The 21,347-nt window shown below is 71.8% G+C and carries 17 protein-coding genes; 16 read left to right on the top strand and 1 reads right to left on the bottom strand.

Going from position 1 to position 21,347, the window contains the following annotated elements; genetic code table 11:
• The first annotated feature begins 204 nt into the window (after positions 1-204).
• The 4 genes from ACWD26_RS25620 to ACWD26_RS25605 all read left to right on the top strand — a co-directional run bounded on the left by ACWD26_RS25620 (position 205) and on the right by ACWD26_RS25605 (position 2,922).
• Positions 205-594, top strand: a complete 390-nt coding sequence (locus tag ACWD26_RS25620) for a cell division protein SepF (protein WP_319101436.1) — start codon at positions 205-207, stop codon at positions 592-594.
• A gap of 146 nt (positions 595-740) precedes the next feature.
• Complete coding sequence (locus tag ACWD26_RS25615) at positions 741-1,916, top strand: ATP-binding protein (RefSeq protein WP_451273851.1); 1,176 nt, start codon at positions 741-743, stop codon at positions 1,914-1,916.
• On the top strand, positions 1,903-2,253 hold the full coding sequence (locus ACWD26_RS25610; RefSeq protein ID WP_451273849.1) for a nucleotide pyrophosphohydrolase: 351 nt from the start codon (positions 1,903-1,905) through the stop codon (positions 2,251-2,253). Before ACWD26_RS25615 ends, ACWD26_RS25610 begins: the two co-directional genes overlap by 14 nt.
• 192 nt (positions 2,254-2,445) lie before the next feature.
• On the top strand, positions 2,446-2,922 hold the full coding sequence (locus ACWD26_RS25605; RefSeq protein ID WP_451273847.1) for a DUF6099 family protein: 477 nt from the start codon (positions 2,446-2,448) through the stop codon (positions 2,920-2,922).
• A gap of 244 nt (positions 2,923-3,166) precedes the next feature.
• Here ACWD26_RS25605 and ACWD26_RS25600 read toward each other — a convergent pair whose 3' ends face one another.
• The gene (locus ACWD26_RS25600; protein ID WP_451273845.1) at positions 3,167-3,334 is read right to left on the bottom strand and encodes a hypothetical protein; all 168 of its coding nucleotides are present in this window, start codon (positions 3,332-3,334) and stop codon (positions 3,167-3,169) included.
• A 239-nt stretch (positions 3,335-3,573) separates the two neighbouring features.
• Here ACWD26_RS25600 and ACWD26_RS25595 point away from each other — a divergent pair, with 239 nt between their 5' ends.
• From ACWD26_RS25595 to ACWD26_RS25540, 12 genes are all read left to right on the top strand, one after another.
• A complete protein-coding gene (locus tag ACWD26_RS25595) occupies positions 3,574-4,497 on the top strand; it encodes an LLM class F420-dependent oxidoreductase (protein ID WP_451273843.1) in 924 nt (307 codons plus the stop codon).
• Positions 4,498-4,649: 152 nt separating this feature from the next.
• Positions 4,650-6,023, top strand: a complete 1,374-nt coding sequence (locus ACWD26_RS25590; RefSeq protein WP_451273841.1) for an amidohydrolase — start codon at positions 4,650-4,652, stop codon at positions 6,021-6,023.
• The gene (locus ACWD26_RS25585) at positions 6,013-7,113 is read left to right on the top strand and encodes a LacI family DNA-binding transcriptional regulator (RefSeq protein ID WP_451273839.1); all 1,101 of its coding nucleotides are present in this window, start codon (positions 6,013-6,015) and stop codon (positions 7,111-7,113) included. The genes ACWD26_RS25590 and ACWD26_RS25585 overlap by 11 nt, the downstream gene beginning before the upstream one ends.
• A gap of 85 nt (positions 7,114-7,198) precedes the next feature.
• Complete coding sequence (locus ACWD26_RS25580) at positions 7,199-7,948, top strand: glutamine amidotransferase (protein WP_451273837.1); 750 nt, start codon at positions 7,199-7,201, stop codon at positions 7,946-7,948.
• On the top strand, positions 7,945-8,946 hold the full coding sequence (gene deoD, locus ACWD26_RS25575) for a purine-nucleoside phosphorylase (protein ID WP_451273835.1): 1,002 nt from the start codon (positions 7,945-7,947) through the stop codon (positions 8,944-8,946). The genes ACWD26_RS25580 and deoD overlap by 4 nt, the downstream gene beginning before the upstream one ends.
• Positions 8,947-9,066: 120 nt before the next feature.
• A complete protein-coding gene (locus ACWD26_RS25570) occupies positions 9,067-10,164 on the top strand; it encodes a BMP family ABC transporter substrate-binding protein (protein WP_451273833.1) in 1,098 nt (365 codons plus the stop codon).
• Positions 10,165-10,236: 72 nt separating this feature from the next.
• Entirely contained in the window at positions 10,237-11,841 is a 1,605-nt protein-coding gene (locus ACWD26_RS25565; RefSeq protein ID WP_451273831.1) for an ABC transporter ATP-binding protein, read from the top strand.
• Entirely contained in the window at positions 11,838-12,992 is a 1,155-nt protein-coding gene (locus ACWD26_RS25560) for an ABC transporter permease (protein ID WP_451273829.1), read from the top strand. Before ACWD26_RS25565 ends, ACWD26_RS25560 begins: the two co-directional genes overlap by 4 nt.
• Positions 12,989-13,924: an ABC transporter permease gene (locus ACWD26_RS25555; protein ID WP_451273827.1), complete on the top strand. Its 936-nt coding sequence runs from the start codon at positions 12,989-12,991 to the stop codon at positions 13,922-13,924. The genes ACWD26_RS25560 and ACWD26_RS25555 overlap by 4 nt, the downstream gene beginning before the upstream one ends.
• A gap of 225 nt (positions 13,925-14,149) precedes the next feature.
• Positions 14,150-17,017 carry an esterase-like activity of phytase family protein gene (locus ACWD26_RS25550; protein ID WP_451273825.1) on the top strand — a complete coding sequence of 956 codons (2,868 nt, stop codon included), beginning with the start codon at positions 14,150-14,152 and terminating at the stop codon, positions 17,015-17,017.
• A 159-nt stretch (positions 17,018-17,176) separates the two neighbouring features.
• Positions 17,177-18,652 carry a 3' terminal RNA ribose 2'-O-methyltransferase Hen1 gene (locus ACWD26_RS25545; protein ID WP_451273823.1) on the top strand — a complete coding sequence of 492 codons (1,476 nt, stop codon included), beginning with the start codon at positions 17,177-17,179 and terminating at the stop codon, positions 18,650-18,652.
• Positions 18,649-21,201 carry a polynucleotide kinase-phosphatase gene (locus tag ACWD26_RS25540; protein WP_451273821.1) on the top strand — a complete coding sequence of 851 codons (2,553 nt, stop codon included), beginning with the start codon at positions 18,649-18,651 and terminating at the stop codon, positions 21,199-21,201. Before ACWD26_RS25545 ends, ACWD26_RS25540 begins: the two co-directional genes overlap by 4 nt.
• Positions 21,202-21,347 lie beyond the last annotated feature (146 nt).

Raw genomic sequence — 21,347 nt, 5'->3', positions numbered from 1 at the left:
TTACGCCGATGTCACATGACCTGATCATGAGGCGTTACGCCCGCCACACACGGCGGCGCAAGGGGCTGTGAGGGCCGGATCCGGCCGTTGTACCGGACCGGGGTGTCGCGGTCCGTGTCGCTGTTGGGCCGAACGGGTGACCATGCGTAAGAATTGGCTGATGCAGTCATTCAGTGCGAGCCAGGGGGAGGGCCGGTGAACAGGGTGAACAGCCACGATGTCACCGACGAACAGTGGGAGGGGCTCGCCCAGGTCGTGCCGCTGCGGGGTCGGGACGCCTGGCCGTCCGCAGTCGGCCACCGGACCATACCGGAAGCCGAGACCGAGGCCCGACGCCGCTTCGTGGTCCTGCGCGTCAACGTCTTCGCGGACGCCCGTGAGGTGGCGGAAACGCTGATGGCGGGCGTTCCGGTGCTGCTGGATCTGTCCGGCGCGGAGAGCGACACCGCCAAGCGCGTGCTGGATTTCAGCACGGGGGTGGTTTTCGGCCTCGCCAGCGGAATGCACCGCGTCGACCGGAACGTGTTCCTTCTCACGCCGCCCGGCACCGAGGTGCGGGGGCTGATGGAGGGCGCCGGGGTTCCCGGGGTGTGACGCCCGGCGCGGAGCGCTCCCGCTCGCTGCGGGGCGCTCCCGACCGGGTCAGGGCGCCCGTGGCCGGGTCGGGGCGCTCCCCCGATCGTAGGAAGATCCACTGGGCGGAACGGTTTGCCTGATCAGTGGGCCCCTACTGTCCACATATGACCGTGTCATCCCTGTCGTCGGTGTTGCCCGGCGCGGACGCCGGAGCGCGTCCGGAGCGGCCGAGCGTCACCGAACTGCGGCTCTCCGCCTTCGCCGGGCACCGGAACGCCGTCTTCCCCCTGGGACCGCTGACCCTCCTCGCGGGGCGCAGCGGCACCGGCAAGACCACCGCCCTGCGGGCGTACGAGGCGCTCGCGCGGCTCGGCGGCGGCGCCCACCTCGGCGAGGCCTTCCCCGACCCGGTGAGCTGTGTGCCCGAGCGGGCCCGGCCCGACGCCCAGCGGCGGCGTGGCTTCCGCATCGGCTGCACGGTCGACGGCCCCGAAGGCCCCGTACGGCTCGACGTCGCCGTCCAGGCCGAGCCCGAACTCCGCATCGTGGGCGAGCGGTTGACGGCCGGCGGGCGGACCCTGCTGGAGACCGCGCTGGTCGATCCGAGCCGCCCCGTCGTCCAGGCCGCCTGGCACACGGCGGGTGCGGCCCCGGTCACCCGAGGCCCGCTCCCCGACGACCGGCTCGGTACGGCGCTGCTCCCGCTCCGCGTCGCCGGGAAGACGGACGGCCAGCGCCAAGTGCTCGCCGCCGCTGAGCAGATGGTGGTCGCGCTCCGCTCGGTCTACGCCTGCGAGCCGCGCCCGGCCCGGATGCGCGCCGCCGTGCCGCTCGGCTCCGGGCGGCTGCTCCGGGGCTGCGACAACCTCGCCGACGTGCTGTGGCGCACGCGGACGGAGTGCGGCCGACGGCACGCGCTGCTCGTCGCCGCCCTCCGCGACGGCTGTGCGGGGCCGGTCCTCGACCTGCTGGCCGAGCCGCTGCGCGACGGCGCGGTACGGGCGGTGCTGGACCGGGGTGACGGGGTGCGGACCGCCCTGGGCCTGCTCGGGGACGGGGAGTTGAGGTATCTCGCGCTGGCCCTGGTGCTGTTCACCGGGCCCGGGGTACTGGAGGTCGATACGGTCGCGGAGGTGCCGGCGGCGCTGCAGACGCTCACGGTCCTCGCCGACGGCTTCGACCACGCCCTGGACCCGAGTCAGGCCCTGGAGCTGGTGCGGCTGGCGGCGCGGATGTGCGACCGAGGACACATCCGGCTGGTCGGCGCGGTGAGCGACGCGTCCTGGGCCGCCCGGGTGGCGGGGGTGACGGTGGTACACCTGAACCGTGAAAGATCCTGAATCCGCGCGAGAACTCGACGTGGCGACCCTGCAGCGGCGGCTCGCCGAGTTCGCCGCCGCCCGGGACTGGCAGCCGTACCACACGCCCAAGAACCTGGTCTCCGCCCTGAGTGTCGAGGCGTCCGAACTCGTCGAGATCTTCCAGTGGTTGACGCCGGAGGAGTCCACGCGCGTGATGTCGGACCCGGACACCGCCCACCGGGTCACCGACGAAGTCGCCGATGTGCTCGCCTATCTGCTGCAGCTCTGCGAGGTGCTGGGGATCGATCCGCTGTCGGCCCTGGATGCGAAGATCGACCGCAACGAACGGAGATTTCCGGCGCCGGGGAAGCCCTGACGCGGCTCGGGGAGGAGTCCGTCCATCCGGTTGTCACTCTCCGGAGTTGAAATGTTGTCCACAGTCGACTTGTTATCCACAGATTTCCGGCTTCCTCTGGCTTTCTGTCTCAGCGGCCCTCACTGTGGGTAATGAACAGGCAGGAGTTCGGACGGACGTGTGAGAGCGCGTCGGGACAGTCGGGGGCAGCGCATGGATGCGGTGCGGCTCATCTTCGCGAGCAGGCGTGCTCTGGCGGGCAGCGTCGAGGGACCTCAGATCATGGCGGAGGCGTGGCAGTCCTATGCCCTCGCGCAGGCGATCGGCAGCCGCCTCGCGGTCTCGGGGCCTCCCGAACTGCGCGGCGAGGCCCTGGGGTTGACCGAGCTGGCGGGCAGCGGCTGCGGCATACTCGGCGCCCCGCCGCTCGGCGTGGGCGATTTACGCGCCGCCCAGCTCACCGAGTTGGGCGACGCCCACGAGTCGCTGCTGCGGCTCGGGGGCCTGCTGGGCGAGGTCGGTATCGCGCTCGTGGGGCTGGCGAGCGGGGCGGATGACGAGGCGACGTACTGGCAGTGCATGGAGGCGATCGACGCGGCGGACGAGGCGCGGGACCGGGTGCTGGAGATGCTGCGGCGGCTGGCGGTGAGAGACCAGGTCCTGTCGGAGAGAGACACGGCGGCGGGGTGAGTCGTTCGGGCGCGGCGGGTTCGTGATGGCTCGCGCGGTTCCCAGCTCCCCGTGAAGCAGGGGTCGCCCCGGGTTTTTCAGGGGCGCGGGGAACTGCGCGAGCAACCCCCACTCACCCGCGGCCGAACAACTCACCCGCGGCCGCACGACGCACGCCAAGAGGCCGAAGGGCACAGCCCCTGCACATGGCGAACGCCCGGCCGGAAAGGGATGGCCGGGCGTCGGGTTCGTGGCTCGGAGAAGGTCAGGCGGGCTCGCTCTCATCCGCGGCAGCGGCACGCGGCGCCGAGAGGTCCGCGTCGAGCTGGGACAGGTCCGCGTTCAGGGCAGCCATCAACTCTTCCATCTGCTGGAGCAGACCCTTGGGCTGCGCAGGCACGGCGGCCTGCTCCGGCACGGCTTCCTGGGACATGTGACGGCCTCCTCGGCCCTCGCCCCCCGAGGGGGCACGTGTGCGGGCGTCCCGGCAGCGGCCGCCGGCGACGGGTGCCGGGCGGTCCGGCTCCTCCCGAGCAACGATCTCCGTTCCCGCCGGTCACTGGCCCGAGCCCGGCCCAGGCGCGGGATTGACCGAATTTCACCCGACCGTGGACCGGCGGCACCGGCTGGACCGGCGCCCTTGACCGACGCACGAGCGTGCAGGATGGAGGCATGGATCTTCGCATCTTCACCGAGCCCCAGCAGGGGGCGACCTATGACACCCTCCTCACCGTCGCCAAGGCCACGGAGGACCTCGGCTTCGACGCCTTCTTCCGCTCCGACCACTACCTCCGCATGGGCTCGGTCGACGGCCTTCCCGGCCCCACCGACGCCTGGATCACCCTGGCCGGACTCGCCCGTGAGACCACCCGCATCCGCCTCGGCACCCTGATGACCGCAGGAACCTTCCGCCTGCCGGGTGTGCTCGCCATCCAGGTCGCGCAGATCGACCAGATGTCCGGTGGCCGCGTCGAACTCGGCCTGGGCGCGGGCTGGTTCGAGGAGGAGCACAAGGCGTACGGCATTCCGTTCCCCAAGGAGAAGTTCGCCCGCCTGGAGGAACAACTGGCCATCGTCACCGGCCTGTGGGCCACCGAGGTCGGCAAGACCTTCTCGTACGAGGGCACTTTCTACCAGTTGACCGATTCGCCCGCGCTGCCCAAGCCGGCCCAGGCCAAGGTGCCGGTCCTGATCGGCGGGCACGGCGCGAGCCGCACCCCGCGCCTCGCAGGGCGGTACGCGGACGAGTTCAACATGCCTTTTGCCGGGATCGAGGACAGCGAGCGCCAGTTCGGCCGGGTGCGCAAGGCCGCCGAGGAGGCCGGGCGCAAGGGCGACGACCTCGTGTACTCGAACGCCCTGGTCGCCTGCGTCGGCAAGGACGACGCCGAGGTCGCCCGCCGTGCCGCCGCGATCGGCCGTGAGGTCGACGAGTTGAAGGCCAACGGCCTCGCCGGCTCTCCCGCCGAGGTCGTCGACAAGATCGCCCGCTACCAGGCCATCGGCTCCCAGCGCCTCTACCTCCAGATCCTCGACCTCGACGATCTGGACCACCTGGAGCTGATCTCCAGCCAGGTGCAGTCCCAGCTGTCCTAGCGCGGCCGCACGACCGCGAGCCGACCCGTACCCCCCGCGCCCGCAGGGGGTGCGGGTAACCGCATGAGCACCCGGACCGGCGCCGGAAACAACCGGGCATCCGAAGCGTCCCCTTGTTGTGCAAAACGTTTTGGATATCTAGCTTGTGCCGCATGAGCGACAGAACGCCCCCTTCCGCACCCCGTCACCGCCTGCTCGTGCGCGGCTGTGACGTGCTGCGTGTCCCGTCGGCGGGGGAGTGCGAGGTGCTGCCCGCGCGGGACATCGTGGTGGAGGACGGCGTCATCGCGCAGGTACGGCCGACGGGGGCGGAGCGGCCGGAGGAGCGGGACGCCGAGGTGGTCGACGGGCACGGGCTGCTGGCCCTGCCCGGTCTCGTCAACGCGCACACGCACAGCCCGATGGTGCTGATGCGGGGCGCGGCCGAGGACGTGACGGTCGAGGGCTGGTTCAACGACCGGGTCTGGCCGATGGAGTCCAATCTGACCCCCGAGGACGTACGGGTCGGGGCGCTGCTGGCCTGCGCGGAGATGATCCGGTCGGGTGTCACGACCTTCGCGGACCACTACTTCCTCCCCGAGCGGATCGCCGAGGCGGTCGCCGAGACGGGCCTGCGGGCCGACATCGCTCCCACCTACTTCAGCAGCGGCGGCGCGTCGGCGCTGGACACCACCGTCGCCTTCGCCGAGGCCTGGCACGGCGGGGCCGGCGGCCGGGTGACCGTCTCGCTCGGGCCGCACGCGCCGTACACCGTGGACGACGAGGATCTGCGGACCCTGGCCGATCACGCCCGCCGGCTGGGCGTACGGATGCACATCCACGCCGCCGAGCACCTGGAGCAGACGGAGTCGAGTCTCGAGCGGCGCGGGGTCACACCGATCGGGGTGCTGCACGACACCGGCGTACTGGACGCGGGCGCCCTCATCGCGCACGGCTGCGGGATCGTCGAGCGGGACCTGCCGCTGCTGGCCGAGCACGCCGGCACGACCGCCGTCGCCTGCTGCCCGAAGGTGTACCTCAAGCACGCGCTGTCCCCGCTGACCCCGGTCCGCGACCTGCTCGCCACCGGGGTCACGGTGGCCGTCGGCACGGACGGGGCCGCCGGCCACAACACGCTCGACGTCTGGGAGGCGCTGCGGCTGGTCGCCCTCACCCAGAAGCAGGCGGTGCGGGACGCGACCTGGATGACCGTGTCCGAGACGCTGCGCATGGCCGTGCGCGGAGGGGCCCGGGCTCTGGGGCTCCAGGACCGGATCGGGGCGCTGGAGCCGGGCATGCGCGCCGACATCGTCCTGACCGATCTGTCCGGCCCGCACTGCCGTCCGCTGCACGACCCGCGTGCCGCGCTCGTCTACAGCGCCCGCGCCAGTGACGTACGCACGGTCGTCGTCGACGGGCGGGTCCTGATGCGCGACGGGCGGCTCCTCACCGTCGACGAGTCCGTCCTGCTCGCCGAGGCCGACGCGCGCGTGGCGCGGATCCTCGACACCTCCCACGGAAGGGCGGTGCAGCACTATGACCCGTGAGCTGTACGGATCGGGGGCCGGCCACGAGCGGCCGGCCCACGACCGGAGCCATGACCGGCCGGGCCACGACCGGCACGCCGTGCGCCGGGCCGCCTCCATCAAGGACGTGGCCGCGGCGGCCGGGGTCAGCCCGACCACGGTCTCGCACGTGCTGAGCGGGAACCGGCCGGTGAACGAACAGACCGCCGCCCGCGTGCGCAGTGTGGTCAACCGGCTCGGATACGTCCCCGCCTCGCTGGCCCGCAGCCTCCAGGCCGGCTCCACCTCCGTGATCGGGCTGCTGATCCCGGACATCAGCAACACCTTCTTCGCCGACCTGGCCAAGGGCGCCGAGGACGCCGCCCACGACCTCGGGTACGGACTGATCCTGTGCAACACCGAGTTCGACGCCGACCGCGAGGACCGCTATCTCGGCATGATCCGCAGCCGGTTCATCGACGGCATGGTGTACGCCTCCGGGTCACCGCCGTCCCGTCGGAGGCTGGAGGCGCTGATGGGCAAGTTCCCCATCGCGCTGGCCGACGAGGAGGTCGAGGGGCTCAGCGGCGCGCTCATCGCCAGCGCCGATCACGAGGCGGGCGGCCGGCTGGTGGGCGAGCATCTGCGGGCGCTCGGTCACCGCCGGGCCCTGATGCTGACCGGTCCCCGCGACCTGAGGAGCGGCGCTGCCCGCGCGCACGGCTTCGTGCAGGCCTTCCGCGGCGATGTCGTCGAACGGGCGGGCGACTTCAAGGAGGAGTCCGGCTACCGCCTGATCGCCGAACTGCTCGACGAAGGCGGTCTGAAGGACCGTACGGCCGTGTTCGCGGCCAACGACCTGATGGCGTTCGGCGCGCTCGCCGCGCTGAGGGAGGCCGGACTGTCCGTGCCGGACGACATCTCCGTCGTCGGCTTCGACGACATCCGGGCCGCCTCGCTCGTCAACCCGGCCCTGACCACCGTCCACCAGCCCGCCTACGACGTCGGGCGCACCGCCACCGCGCAACTCCTCCAGTACGTCTCCCGGGGCGAGGTACCACCCGCGTCCCGGCACACCCTCCCCGTCGAACTGAAGGTACGGGGCAGCACGGCGCCGCCCGCCGCCCGCTGACCCACCCCTTCCTCCCTCCTCCTTGCCGGACGCCGTGCCACGCGGCCATGTCCCTGTGCCCCCACGCCCGAAAGGCGGTTCACCCATGCCCCGAGTCCTCGTCATCGGCGAGTCCTGGTTCACGTACACGGTCCATCAGAAGGGCTTCGACTCCTTCCACACCGCCGAGTACACCGAGGGCGGCGGTGTCTTCCTCGACGCGTTGCGCTCGCGCGGCCACGAGGTGACGTACGTGCCCGCGCACGAGATCCCGACCCGGGTCCCGGACACCGCCGAGGGCTTCGACGCGTACGACGTCGTGGTCATCAGCGACGTCGGGGCGAACAGCTTCCAGCTCCCGCCGGAGACCTTCAACCGGTCCCAACCCGCGCCCGACCGCTCGGAGCTGGTGCGGGCGTTCGTCGAGCGCGGGGGAGGCGTGCTGATGATCGGCGGCTACCTCACGTTCAGCGGCATCGACGCCCGCGCCCGCTGGGGGCGTACGCCGATGGCCGCCGCGCTGCCGGTGACGATGCTCGACCGCGACGACCGGGTGGAGCTGCCGGCCGGAGCCGTGCCCGAGGTGGTGGCCGGGCACACGGTCGTGGCCGGACTCGACCGGACCTGGCCCGCGCTGCTCGGCCTCAACGAGGTCGCCGTACGGCCGGACGCCGCGCTGCTCGCCGAGTGCGCCGGGCATCCGCTGCTGGCCGTCGGCGGCCATGGCACGGGCCGCTCGGCGGCCTTCACCTCCGACGTGGCACCGCACTGGGCCCCGCCGCCGTTCCTGGAGTGGGACGGCTACCCGGAGCTGTGGGACCGCCTGCTGCGCTGGCTCGCGGGGGAGGAGCTGTGACGGCGACCGAAGAGCCCACCGCCTCGACCGAACCGGCCGACCCCCAGCCGCCCGCGCCCGCCCAACGCCCCGGCACCCCGCGACCCGCCACCACGACACCGGTCACGGGGTCCGAGGCGACCGGCGCCGCGCCGGTGGCGAGGCGGCAGGCGGTCGGCACCGTCCCGGTCGCGGGTCGCATGACCGCTGCCCCCGTCCCGGTCGAGGCGCCCGAAGCTCCCGGCGTTGGACCGGTTGCCGCAGGCGAGGCCCCGGCCCCCGCCCCGGTCGGCACTCCCCACATCGCCGCCGCCCCCGGCGACCTCGCCCCGCTCGTGCTCATGCCGGGTGATCCGCGGCGGGCCCGGCGGATCGCCGAGACGTTCCTCGACGACGCTCGGCTCGTCACCGACGTGCGCGGCATCCTCGGCTACACCGGCACCCACCGGGGCGTGCCGATGTCGGTCCTCGCCTCCGGGATGGGCATTCCGTCGGTGTCGATCTACGCGACGGAACTCTTCCGGGAGTACGGGGTCCGCCGGATCGTGCGCGTCGGCACGGCAGGCGCGCTGCCCACCGCGGTCGCGGTACGGGACGTGGTCATCGCCTCCGCCGCGCACACCGACTCCAGCGTCAGCCGCCTCCTGGTGGACGGCGTGAGCCTGTCCCTCGCCGCCTCCTACCGGCCGCTGCGCGCGGCCGTGGACGCGGCCGACGCCGTCGAACGGGAGAGGCCGGACGGAGCGGCCGTGCACGTCGGCCCGGTGTTCTCCAGCGACCACTTCTACCTCGACCGGCCCGCCGTGTTCGACGCCCTTGAACGCCGGGGCACCCTCGCGGTCGAGATGGAGGCGGCCGGCCTGTACGCCGTGGCCGCGGCCGAGGGCGGCGAGGCCCTTGCCGTACTGACCGTGTCGGACCACGTGCGCACCGGGGAGGTCCTGTCGGCAGCGGACCGCGAGACCGGCTTCGACCGCGCCGTACGCATCGCCGCGGCCGCGCTGCTGGCCGACGGCTGAAATTCCCCTGGATGAAATCAAACAGAAACCCTTCGACGTAGCCAAAACGTTTTGCACTTCTTACTGTCACTGTCAGTGAGAGCGGAAAATGATCAGGAGCGGAAAATGATCAGGAGGTCGATGACGATGAGAAGTTACGGACCGGGAGCCGCCGTCGCGGTGGCGGGAATGCTCGTGCTGACCGCATGCGGGGGATCGGGCTCGGACGACTCCGGGTCGGCCTCCTCCGGAAAGACCCGGATCAAATTGGTGGTCAATGGCGGGCTCGGCGACAAGTCGTTCTTCGACTCCGCCTACGAGGGGCTGAAGCGGGCCGAGAGCAAGCTCGGCTACGAGTTGAAGGTGGTGGAGCTGGGCTCGGACCGCACCAAGTGGGAGCCCGGCTTCGAGGACGCGGCGGCGGCCGACGACTACGACATCCTCGCGGCCGGTACCTTCGACGTCACCGACTACATCGGTGAACTCGCCCCGCAGTACCCGGACAAGAAGTTCTGGGTCTTCGACTCGGCCGTCGACTACACCGGAAAGAACGGCTGTTCCAACAAGTGCGAGAACGTCTACTCGGTGACCTTCAAGCAGAACGAGGGCGGATATCTGGCCGGATTCCTCGCCGAGAAGCTGGTCGCCGAGAAAGCCCTCAAGGGTGCCGAATCCCTGAACAAGGTCGGTGTCATCGGCGGGGTGAAGATCCCCGTCATCGAGGACTTCATCGTCGGATTCAAGGCCGGATTCAAGGATGCCGGCGGCAAGAACTCCGACGTCCTCACCCAGTACGTCGGCGGCGACAAGCCCTTCGGTGACCCCGCCAAGGGCAAGGAGATCTCCACCGCGATGTACGGACAGGGCGCGGCCCTCGTCTGGCCGGTCGCCGGGCTCTCCGGGCTCGGCACCTTCGAGTCCGCCGCGAGCGCCGGCCGCTACACCTTCGGCGTCGACTCCGACCAGTACCAGACCCTCACTGACAACGCCCAGAAGAACACCGTCGTCACCTCCATCCTCAAGAACGTCGGCAACGCCCTCTACAAGGCGGCCGAGGACGAGGAGAAGGACGCCGTGAAGTACGGCGCCGTGGAGAGCGTCGGTCTCGCCGAGGACGCGGTCGGGTACGTCGACGACGCCCACTTCCAGGAGATCGTGCCGGAGAAGGTCCGCACCGAGCTCCAGGAGGCCGCCGGCAAGGTGAAGTCCGGTTCCCTCACGGTCCCCAGCGCCTTCTGACCCGGAACCGACCGAACCGAGCTGAACAGACCCGAACCGACCTGAACCGAACCGACCCCGAACGGTCTTGAGATGAACGAGTCATGGGACCCGGCCGGGCCCGCCGTCGCCACCCGCGCGGTCACCAAGACGTACGCCAACGGCGTGCGCGCGGTCCGGGGCGTCGATCTCGACGTACCGGCCGGGGAGATCCGCGCGGTCGTCGGTGAGAACGGCGCCGGCAAGTCCACGCTGATGAAGCTGTGTTACGGCCTGGAGCAGCCCACCTCCGGCGAGATCGTGATCGGCGGCCGGCCCCGTGTGCTGCGCGGCCCCGCCTCCGCGATCGCGCTCGGCGTGGGCATGGTCCACCAGAACCTGATGCTGGTGCCGTCCTTCACGGTCGCCCAGAACGTCGTCCTCGGCGTCGAACCCGGCCGCCGGGGCCTGGTCGACGCCAGGGCGGCCGCCGACGCGACCGCCCGCCTCGCCGAGGAGGCCGGACTCGCCGTCGACCCGCTGGCCCGCGTCGACGAGGTGTCCGTGGGCATGCGTCAGCGCGCCGAGATCCTCAAGGCCCTCCACCGCCGTGCCCGCGTCCTGATCCTGGACGAGCCGACGGCCGTCCTCACCCCGCAGGAGACGGAGGACCTGTTCGCCGCCGTACGACGGCTGCGCGACGGCGGGATGACCGTGCTGTTCATCTCGCACAAGCTGCGCGAGGTGCGGGAGATCAGCGACAAGGTGAGCGTGATGCGTGCCGGCGCCCTCGTCGGGACCGTCGCCACCGCCGACACCAGCGCACACTCGCTGGCCGCGATGATGGTCGGCCGTGAGATGTCCCTCGACGTGGACCGGGCCCCGGCCCGGCGCGCCGGGACCACGCTGCGGGTGCGCGGACTGGAGTACGCCGCCCCGACCGGTCAGTCCCTGCACGGCCTCGACTTCGACGTCGCCGCCGGTGAGATCGTCGGTGTGGCCGGCATCGAGGGCAACGGGCAGACCGAACTCGCCGAGATCCTGGCGGGGTTGCGGCGACCGGGCGCCGGCTCCGTCCGTGTCGGCGACACCGACACCGCCGGACTGGACGTCGCGGGTCACCGGCGGGCCGGCGTCGGCTACGTCCCCGAGGACCGCCTCCACGACGGGGCCGCCCTGGACGAGTCCATCGCCGACAACCTCGTCGTCGACCGGCACGACCGCCCACCCCTCGCCCGCCGGGGCGTCCTGCGCCCGGCGGCCGTGCGCGCCCACGCCGAGCGGCTCGTCGAGGACTACGCGATCCGCACCCCCGACCCGTCCGTCCCGGTCCGCGCGCTGTCCGGCGGCAACATGCAGAAGGTCGTCGTCGCCCGCGAACTCTCCGCCGGGCCGAGGCTGTTGATCGCCTCCCAGATCACCCGGGGCGTGGACATCGGCGCCATGCGCTTCATGTACGAGCGTCTCGTCGCCGCCCGGGACGAGGGCGCCGCGGTCCTGCTCATCTCCGCCGACCTCACCGAACTCCTCGCCCTCTCCGACCGCCTGCTCGTCCTCAAGGACGGCCGCCTCGTCGCCCGCTTCGACGACACGACCCGACTGACCGAGAAGCAGGTGGGGTTGTACATGCTCGGCGTCGAGCGGCACGAACGGCAGCGGTTGCGGGCCGGGCTGGCCGACGACGGTTGCGGCGACCTGGGAAAGGCGGACGCCGAATGACCAGCACCCTCATCGAGAGCGAGGACCGCCGGGAGTACAAGGCCACCCGGCGTCGTGGTCTCGCCGTCGACCTCAGCATGACCCTGGCGACCGTCCTGGCCGCCCTAGTCATCGGCTTCCTCGTCATCCTCGCCACCGGCAAGGACCCGATCGCGGCCTACGAGGCCCTGCTCACCGGCCCGTTGGAGCGCTCGTTCCGCGTCGGCCGCTGGCTGGAGGACGCCACCACGCTCACCCTGCTCGGTCTGTCGGTGGCCATCCCCTTCCGGGCGCGGCAGATCAGCCTGGGCGCCGAGAGCCAGTTGTACGCGGGCGCGCTCGCTGCGGCCACGGTCGCGATCTTCCTGCCGCTGCCGCCTGTCGCCGCCGTGCTCGTGCCCCTGGTCGCCGCGGCGGCGGCCGGCGCCGGCATGGGCTTCGTACCGGGATCGATGAAGGCCCGGCTCGGCGCCAACGAGATCGTCGCGACGCTGATGCTCAACGCCATCGTCGTCCGTGTCTACGACTACCTGGTCAACGGCCCGCTGAAGGAGCCGGGCAGCAGCGCCGTCCACTCCGAGCGCATCCAGCCGGACTCCGCCCTCACCCCGCTCACCGAATGGCTCGGCATCCCCTTCGGCCGCGCCAACGTCGGCTTCCTCCTCATGCTGCTCACCGCCGTCGCGCTGTGGCTGCTCATCACCCGCACCCCGCTCGGCTACCGCATCCGGATGACCGGCTCCAACCCGCACTTCGCCGAGTACGGCGGCATCCGGGTGCCCCGCGCCATCGAGTGGAGCTTCGTCATCGGCGGGGCCGTGGCAGGCCTGGCCGGCGCCCACCTCGTGCAGGGCGTCTACGGGCGCCTCGAACCCGGGCTCGCCGGAAGCCTCGCCTTCGAGGGGATCGTGGTGGCGCTGCTCGCCCGGAACAACCCGCTGGTCGTCGTGGTCGCCGGCCTCTTCTACTCCTACCTGCGCGCCGGGGGAGACATCATGGAACAGCAGACGGACGTGGGCACGGAGATCGTGGTCGTGATCCAGGCGGTCATCGTGCTGCTGGTCACCGCCCAGGCCCTTCCGGACCTCCTCAAGCGCCGCCTCGCCCGCAGGCAGGCCGACCCCTCGCGGGGGCAGGCGGGCGCCGCGCCCGGGAAGGCGGGTGCCCGATGAACTCCGTCCTCGACGTCGTCCTCAGCAGCGCCTTCCTCGCGGCCGTCCTGCGCGTCGCCACCCCCTACCTGCTCGCCGCCATGGGCGGACTCGTCGCCGAACGCGCCGGCATCAGCAACATCGCCCTGGAGGGCCAGATGCTGAGCGCCGCCTGCACGGGCGCGCTGGTCGCCGGATACAGCGGCTCGGTCGCCGCCGGGGCCCTGGCCGGAGTAGCGGTCGCCGTCCTCCTCGGCCTCCTGCTCGCCGCGCTCCGCCTGGAGCTGGGCGCCGACGCGATCATCGCCGGCATCGGCCTCAACCTGCTCGCCTCCGGCGGCACGGCCTACGCCGTCTTCACCCTCCTCGACGACAAGGGCGGCACGTCGGGCCTGAAGAGCGGCACCCTTCCCTCGATCACCTTGCCCGGCATCGAGGACATCCCGGTGGTGGGCGAGGTGCTGAGCGGCCAGAACCTGGTCACCTGGCTGGCCTTCCTCGCCGCCCCCTTCGTCGCCTGGCTCTTCTACCGCACCCGCTTCGGCTTCCACCTCCGCGCGGTCGGCGAGATGCCGGACGCCGCCGCCTCGGTCGGCATCGCGGTACGGCGCGTCCAGTACGCCGGGCTCGCCCTCAGCGGAGCCCTCGCCGGGCTCGCCGGGGTCTTCCTCAGCATGGGGTACGTCTCCTTCTTCGTCCGGGACATGACCGCCGGCCGCGGTTTCATCGCCCTCGCCGCGGTCTTCCTCGGCGGCCTGCGCCCCTGGGGTGTCTTCCTCGCCGCCCTCGGCTTCGGCGCGGCCGAGGCCCTGGCGGTCCAACTCGGCACCCTCGACGTACCACCGCAACTGGTGTCGACCATCCCGTACGCGATGACCCTGGTCGCGCTGGCGGTGTACGCGTGGCGGAGGAAGCGGCGGGGCGCGGGGCAGGTGGCCCCGGCGTCCCTCTGACGCCGGACCCGGCACCGCGGGCCGAAAAGCACAGGGGCGCAGTCCCTGCTTTTCAGGGGCGCGGGGAACTGCGCGACAAGCCCCCACCCGCCCCCACCCGCCCGCACCCGCGACTCAACAGCTCGCCCCCTCCCCTCACGCGGCCTTTCGTCCCCTCGTACCCGGCTGCCGGTCCCGCCGCCGGCTCGCCGGAAACCCACCCTCACCCTCCCGGAAGGGAATCCCATGCCCAGACACAGACGGCTCGTCGGCAGGCGCCGACGCGCCGGCCTCGCCGCCCTCACCGCGTCCGCCCTCCTCGGCGGCCTGGCCCTCACCAACGGCCTGGCGGCCGACGCCGCACCCGAAGCGGACGGCAGCACCCCGAAGAAGACCCAGAACGGCATCACCCTCCTCGACACGCTCACCGTCCCCGCCGGAACGACCGAGTTCGGCATGCCCTTCGGCGGCCTGTCCGGCATCGACTACGACGCGAAGACGCACACGTACGCCGCCCTCAGCGACGACCGCTCCGAGAACGGCAAGGCCCGCTTCTACTCGCTGCGACTACCGCTCGACGGCAAGAAGTTCGCCGACGACAGGCCCGCCCTCGACGCCCTGACCGTCCTCGACGACACCACCGGCGCCCCCTTCGCCGCCAAGGCCGTCGACCCGGAGGCGATCCGCTGGAACCCGGACGGCAAGGGCCTGCTGTGGACCAGCGAGGGCGCCTCGGCCTCCGGGCAGCCGGCGTTCGTCCGCGAGACGTCCCCGTCCGGCGCGTACCTACGCGAACTGCCGCTCCCCAAGGCGTACGCCCCGGTCCGCTCGGAGTCGGGCACACTCACCGCCGGTGTCCGCAACAACCAGGCCCTGGAGGGCCTGGCCCTCTCCCCGGACGGCCGCAAGGCGGTTACGATCACCGAGAACGCGCTCGTCCAGGACGGCCCGGCCGCCGGACTGACCGCGAAGAGCCCCTCCCGACTGCTGGTCATGGACCGCCGTACCGGAACGGCCGAGGCCGAGCACGTCTACGAGGTCGACCCGATCTCCGCCGCGCCCACCGCCCCGCTCCCCGCCCCCGTCGGCACCTACTCGGCCGACCGGGGAGTCTCCGAGATCCTCGCGATCAACAAGACCGACTACCTCACCGTCGAACGCTCCTTCGCCTCCGGCGTCGGCTTCGCGATCCGCCTGTACTGGACCACCACCCGAGGTGCGACGGACGTGCGCGGCGAGGAGAAGCTGTCCGGCGCGGAGCGGCCGATGCCGAAGAGGCTGCTGTACGACTTCACCCTCTCCGGCACGGACGCCGACAACGTCGAGGGCATCACCTGGGGCCCGACCCTGCCCGACGGCTCCCGCACCCTCGTCCTGGTCGCCGACGACAACTTCGGCTTCAACGGCAGCGCCACCAAGTTCCATCTGCTGTCCGTCCGCCCCGGCGTCCTGAACGGCGGCTTCCCCACCACCCCGAAGCAGCCGGACACCGTCGACGTCCAGTTGCTCTCCTTCAACGACTTCCACGGCAACCTGGAACCGCCCGCCGGACGGGACGCCAACCTCGGCTCCAAGCTGGATGCGAAGTCCACACCGGTCGGCGGCGCCGAGTACCTGGCGGCCAGGCTCAAGCAGCTCCGCGAGGGCACCGACGCCTCGCTGACCGTCGCCGCCGGTGACGTCATCGGCGCCAGCCCCTTCCTCTCCGGCCTCTTCCACGACGAGCCGACCGTCGAGTCCATGGAGAAGCTGCACCTGGACGTCACGAGCGTCGGCAACCACGAGTTCGACGAGGGCACCGAGGAACTGCTGCGCATCCAGCACGGCGGCTGCCACCCCCACGACGGCTGCTACCTCGAGGACGAGCCGTACGACGGCTCCGCCTTCCCCTGGCTCGCCGCCAACGTCCTCGACCGCACCACCGGCAAGCCGCTCCTCGCGCCCACCTGGGTCAAGAAGGTCGACGGCGTCAAGGTCGGCTTCATCGGCATGACCCTGGAGGGCACCCCCGAGGTCACCGGCCAGTCCGGCATCAAGTCCGTCCGCTTCACCGACGAGGTCGAGACCGCCGACGCCGCCGCCCGCAAGCTGCGCCGCCAAGGTGTCGAGGCGATCGTGGTCCTGCTCCACGAGGGCGGTGTCCAGGCAGGCTCGTACGGGCAGTGCGACGGCATCTCCGGACCGATCGTCGACATAGCAAGGCACCTGGACCCGGCCATCGACGCCGTCGTCACCGGCCACACCCACCAGCCGTACGTCTGCTCCCTGCCCGACCCGGCCGGCCATCCCCGTACGGTCACCTCGGCCTCCTCCTTCGGCCGGGTCGTCACCGAGACGCGACTGCCCGTGGACCGCCGTACCGGTGACGTCGTACGCGACCAGGTCGCCGCGATGAACCACCTGGTGACCCGCACGGGCGCCAAGGACGCCGACCAGACGGCCGTCATCGACAAGTGGAAGGCCCTCTCGGCGCCCCTGGCCAACAAGGTCGTCGGCGGCGTCACCGCCGACATCACCCGCTCCGAGACCCGCGACGCCGAGTCGGACCTGGCGAACCTCGTCGCCGACGCGCAGCTGGCGGCGACGTCGGCGCCCGAACGAGGGGGCGCCCGGATCGCGTTGATGAACCCCGGCGGCGTACGGGCGGACCTCGTCCACGCCTCCTCGACCGGCGGCGAGGCCCCGGGTGAGATCACCTACGCCGAGGCCTTCGCCGTGCAGCCCTTCGCCGGGTCCCTGGTGTCGGTCGACCTCACCGGTGCGCAGATCGAGAAGATCCTGGAGGAGCAGTTCAACGACTCCGGCACCCGCGCGCCGACCCTCATGCTGGGCGTCTCCAAGGGCCTCACCTACGCCTACTCCCGCACAGCCCCGGTCGGTGACCGTATCGACCCGTCCTCGATCAAGCTCGACGGGGAGACCCTGAACCCGGACGCCACCTACCGGGTCACCGCCAACACCTTCCTCGCGGCGGGCGGCGACGGCTTCACCACCTTCGCCGAGGGCAGGAACACGGTCGGAGGCGGAGACGACATCACCGCCCTGACGGACTACCTCACGGCCGAGAGCCCGGTGGCACCGCCGGGCACGGACCGGGTGACCGAACTGCCCTGACGGGGGACGGGCGGGACCGGGGAGGGGTGTTCGTGCGCACCCCTCCCCGGCCCGCGTGCGCGGACGGTGGCCGGGGTACGGAAAATGCCTGAGGCCCTGCTGAGCCTTCGCTGTACGTTGGGCATCCATCACAGACACCCACCCTGAGGCAACCCCACCGTGTTCCTGACGATCAGTACCACCGGCACTCCAGAGCGCCCCGCGACCGACCTCGGTTTCCTGCTGCACAAGCATCCCGACAACACGCAGGCGTTCTCCACCTCCTACGGCAAGGCGCACGTCCTCTACCCCGAGGCGGACGTCGAGCGGTGCACGGCCGCGCTGTTGCTGGAGGTGGACGCGGTGGCGCTGGTCCGGCGCGGCAAGGGCAAGGGCCGGGGCGGCGCCCCCGACGCGGCGCTCGCCCAGTACGTCAACGACCGCCCCTACGCGGCCTCCTCCCTCCTCGCCGTCGCGCTCAACGACGTGTTCTCCAGCGCCGTGCGCGGCCAGTGCAAGGCCCGTCCCGAACTCCCGCAGCAGAGCCGCCCGCTGCGCGTCGAGATACCGGCGCTGCCCGCGCGCGGCGGCCCGGACCTCGTCGTCAAGCTCTTCGAACCGCTCGGCTGGACGGTCACGGCCGAGGCGGTGCCGCTGGACACCCAGTTCCCCGAGTGGGGCGCCTCCCGTTACGTACGGCTCGTCCTGGAGTCGGAGTCGCTGACCCTGGCCGAGGCGCTGCGCCACCTGTACGTCCTGCTGCCGGTCCTCGACGACGCCAAGCACTACTGGGTGTCGTCCGACGAGGTCGACAAGCTGCTGCGGGCGGGCGAGGGCTGGCTCCCGGCTCACCCGGAGCACAAGCTGATCACCAGCCGGTACCTCTCCCGCCGCTGGTCGCTGACCCGGCAGGCCATGGAACGCCTGGAACTCGTACGGCTGGCCGAGGCCGACGACAGCGAGGTCGAGGAGATCGACAACGCGGTCGAGGAGCCCGCGGACGACGAGGCCGAGGAGAAGCCGACGCCGCTCGTCGTGCAGCGCCGGGACGCGATCATCACCGCGCTCAAGGAGTCCGGTGCCGCCCGCGTGCTCGACCTCGGCTGCGGCCAGGGCCAGTTGGTGCAGGCGCTGCTCAAGGACGTCCGCTTCACCGAGATCGTCGGCACCGACGTGTCCATGCGCGCGCTCACCATCGCCGCCCGCCGCCTCAAGCTCGACCGCATGGGCGAGCGCCAGGCCTCCCGCGTCCAGCTCTTCCAGAGCTCCCTCGCCTACACCGACAAGCGCCTCAAGGGCTACGACGCCGCCGTGCTCTCCGAGGTCATCGAGCACCTCGACCTGCCCCGGCTGCCCGCCCTGGAGTACGCGGTGTTCGGGTCGGCCCGCCCCCGGACCGTCCTCGTGACGACGCCGAACGTCGAGTACAACGTCCGCTGGGAGAGCCTCCCCGCCGGGCACGCCCGGCACGGCGACCACCGCTTCGAATGGACCCGCGAGGAGTTCCGCACCTGGGCGACCGCAGTCGCCGAACGGCACGGCTACGACGTCGGGTTCGTCCCCGTCGGGCCCGACGACCCGGAGGTGGGGCCGCCCACCCAGATGGGTGTGTTCAGCATCAGGACCATCAACGAGAAGGAGGCGAAGGCAGCATGAGCGAGACCACCGAGCAGACCGTCAAGGGCCGCACCCTGCCCGTCACCGACCTCTCCCTCGTGGTGCTGATCGGCGCCTCCGGCTCGGGCAAGTCCACCTTCGCCCGCCGCCACTTCAAGCCGACGGAGATCATTTCCTCCGACTTCTGCCGGGGTCTGGTCTCCGACGACGAGAACGACCAGAGCGCGACGAAGGACGCCTTCGACGTGCTGCACTACATCGCGGGCAAGCGCCTCGCGGCCGGCCGCCGTACGGTCGTCGACGCGACCAGCGTGCAGCAGGAGTCCCGCAAGCAGCTGATCGAGCTGGCGCGCAGGCACGACGTGCTGCCCATCGCCATCGTGCTCGACGTGCCGGAGGAGGTGTGCGCCGAACGCAACGCGGCCCGCACCGACCGCGCCGACATGCCCCGCCGCGTGATCCAGCGCCACACCCGCGAACTCCGCCGCTCCCTGCGGCACTTGGAGCGCGAGGGCTTCCGCAAGGTGCATGTCCTGCGGGGCGTCGAGGACGTCGAGAACGCCGCGATCGTCACCGAGAAGCGCTTCAACGACCTCACCCACCTCACCGGCCCGTTCGACATCGTCGGCGACATCCACGGCTGCGCGAGCGAACTGGAGGCGCTGCTCGGCAAGTTGGGCTACGTCGACGGCGTCCACCCGGAGGGACGTACGGCCGTCTTCGTCGGCGACCTCGTCGACCGCGGCCCGGACAGCCCGGGCGTGCTGCGCCGCGTGATGTCGATGGTCGGCTCCGGAAACGCGCTGTGCGTGCCCGGCAACCACGAGAACAAGTACGGCCGTTACCTCAAGGGCCGCAACGTCCAGCACACCCACGGCCTCGCCGAGACCATCGAGCAGATGGAGGGCGAGAGCGAGGAGTTCAAGAAGCAGGTACGGGAGTTCATCGACGGGCTCGTCAGCCACTACGTCCTCGACGGCGGCCGGCTCGTCGTCTGTCACGCCGGCCTGCCGGAGAAGTACCACGGCCGGACCTCCGGCCGCGTCCGCAGCCACGCCCTGTACGGCGACACCACGGGCGAGACGGACGAGTTCGGGCTGCCGGTGCGCTACCCGTGGGCGGAGGACTACCGGGGCCGCGCGGCCGTCGTCTACGGTCACACCCCGGTTCCGCAGGCCACCTGGCTGAACAACACCATCTGCCTGGACACGGGCGCCGTCTTCGGCGGCAAGCTCACCGCGCTGCGCTGGCCGGAGCGCGAACTGGTCGACGTACCGGCCGAGAAGGTCTGGTACGAGCCGGCCAGGCCGTTGGCCGGCGAGGCGCCCGGCGGGCACGAGGGCCGGCCGCTGGACCTGGCCGACGTGCACGGCCGTCGGGTCGTCGAGACCCGGCACGCGGGCCGGGTGTCGGTCCGCGAGGAGAACGCGGCCGCCGCCCTGGAGGTCATGAGCCGCTTCGCGGTCGACCCGCGCCTGCTGCCGTACCTGCCGCCGACCATGGCCCCGACAGCCACCTCCCGCATCGAGGGCTACCTGGAGCACCCGGCGGAGGCGTTCGCCCAGTACAAGGAGGACGGTGTCGCGCGGGTCGTGTGCGAGGAGAAGCACATGGGCTCGCGGGCGGTCGCCCTGATCTGCCGTGACGCCGACGCCGCGCGCGAACGCTTCGGGGTGGACGGACCCACCGGCTCCCTCTACACCCGTACCGGCCGCCCGTTCTTCGACGACATGGCCCGCACCGAGCTGGTCCTCCACCGGGTCCGCGAGGCCATGACGGCGGCCGGGCTCTGGGAGGAGCTGGGCACCGACTGGGTGCTGCTCGACGCCGAGCTGATGCCGTGGTCGCTGAAGGCGTCCGGGCTGCTGCGCACCCAGTACGCGGCCGTGGGCGCCGCCTCGGGCGCGGTGTTCCCGGGCGCGCTGGCCGCCCTGGAGAGCGCGGCGGCACGCGGCGTCGACGTGGGTGAACTGCTGGGCAGGCAGCGTGAGCGGGCCGCCGACGCGGCCGCGTTCACCGAGGCGTACCGGCGCTACTGCTGGCCCACCGAGGGCCTGGACGGCGTCCGGCTCGCCCCCTTCCAGATCCTCGCCGTCCAGGGCCGCAGCCTCGCCGCCGTGCCGCACGACGAGCAACTGGCCCTCATCGACCGGCTCGTCGAGTTCGACGTCAGCGGTCTGCTGCAGACCACCCGACGCCTCTTCGTCGACACCGGCGACGAGAACTCGGTGCGCGCCGGCATCGACTGGTGGCTGGAGATGACCGGCCGTGGCGGCGAGGGCATGGTCGTCAAGCCGGTCGGGGCGGTCGTACGGAGCGACCAGGGACGGCTGGTGCAGCCGGGCATCAAGTGCCGGGGCCGGGAGTACCTGCGGATCATCTACGGCCCGGAGTACACCCGCCCGGAGAACCTGGCCCGGCTGCGCGGCCGGTTCCTCAACCACAAGCGGTCCCTCGCCCTGCGCGAGTACGCCCTGGGGCTGGAGGCCCTGGACCGGCTCGCCGAGGGGGAGCCGCTGTGGCGGGTGCACGAGGCGGTGTTCGGGGTACTGGCCCTGGAGTCGGAGCCGGTCGACCCCCGGCTGTGAGGCGCCCGTCGGCGAGGCGCGCCGTCCGTCACGGACTGCCCTGTCCGTGACGGACGGGCCCGTCCTGTGAGGCGACAATGCGGCTGATAATGTCGCACGCAGGCGTGGCCGTGTTCCGCGTTCGAGAGGTTCCGGCGGTGCTCGGG

The sequence above is a fragment of the Streptomyces sp. NPDC002787 genome (assembly GCF_053592095.1).
Note: the sequence above shows the minus strand (reverse complement) of the source record. Positions and strands in the feature narration are given on the sequence as shown.

Coding starts and splice junctions, on each gene's coding strand:
- ACWD26_RS25600 (WP_451273845.1), bottom strand. CDS start 3,334: ATGTCCCAGGAAGCCGTGCCGGAGCAGGCCGCCGTGCCTGCGCAGCCC.
- ACWD26_RS25550 (WP_451273825.1), top strand. CDS start 14,150: ATGCCCAGACACAGACGGCTCGTCGGCAGGCGCCGACGCGCCGGCCTC.
- ACWD26_RS25590 (WP_451273841.1), top strand. CDS start 4,650: ATGAGCGACAGAACGCCCCCTTCCGCACCCCGTCACCGCCTGCTCGTG.
- ACWD26_RS25540 (WP_451273821.1), top strand. CDS start 18,649: ATGAGCGAGACCACCGAGCAGACCGTCAAGGGCCGCACCCTGCCCGTC.
- ACWD26_RS25595 (WP_451273843.1), top strand. CDS start 3,574: ATGGATCTTCGCATCTTCACCGAGCCCCAGCAGGGGGCGACCTATGAC.
- ACWD26_RS25585 (WP_451273839.1), top strand. CDS start 6,013: ATGACCCGTGAGCTGTACGGATCGGGGGCCGGCCACGAGCGGCCGGCC.
- ACWD26_RS25555 (WP_451273827.1), top strand. CDS start 12,989: ATGAACTCCGTCCTCGACGTCGTCCTCAGCAGCGCCTTCCTCGCGGCC.
- ACWD26_RS25605 (WP_451273847.1), top strand. CDS start 2,446: ATGGATGCGGTGCGGCTCATCTTCGCGAGCAGGCGTGCTCTGGCGGGC.
- ACWD26_RS25560 (WP_451273829.1), top strand. CDS start 11,838: ATGACCAGCACCCTCATCGAGAGCGAGGACCGCCGGGAGTACAAGGCC.
- ACWD26_RS25580 (WP_451273837.1), top strand. CDS start 7,199: ATGCCCCGAGTCCTCGTCATCGGCGAGTCCTGGTTCACGTACACGGTC.
- ACWD26_RS25570 (WP_451273833.1), top strand. CDS start 9,067: ATGACGATGAGAAGTTACGGACCGGGAGCCGCCGTCGCGGTGGCGGGA.
- ACWD26_RS25615 (WP_451273851.1), top strand. CDS start 741: ATGACCGTGTCATCCCTGTCGTCGGTGTTGCCCGGCGCGGACGCCGGA.
- ACWD26_RS25565 (WP_451273831.1), top strand. CDS start 10,237: ATGAACGAGTCATGGGACCCGGCCGGGCCCGCCGTCGCCACCCGCGCG.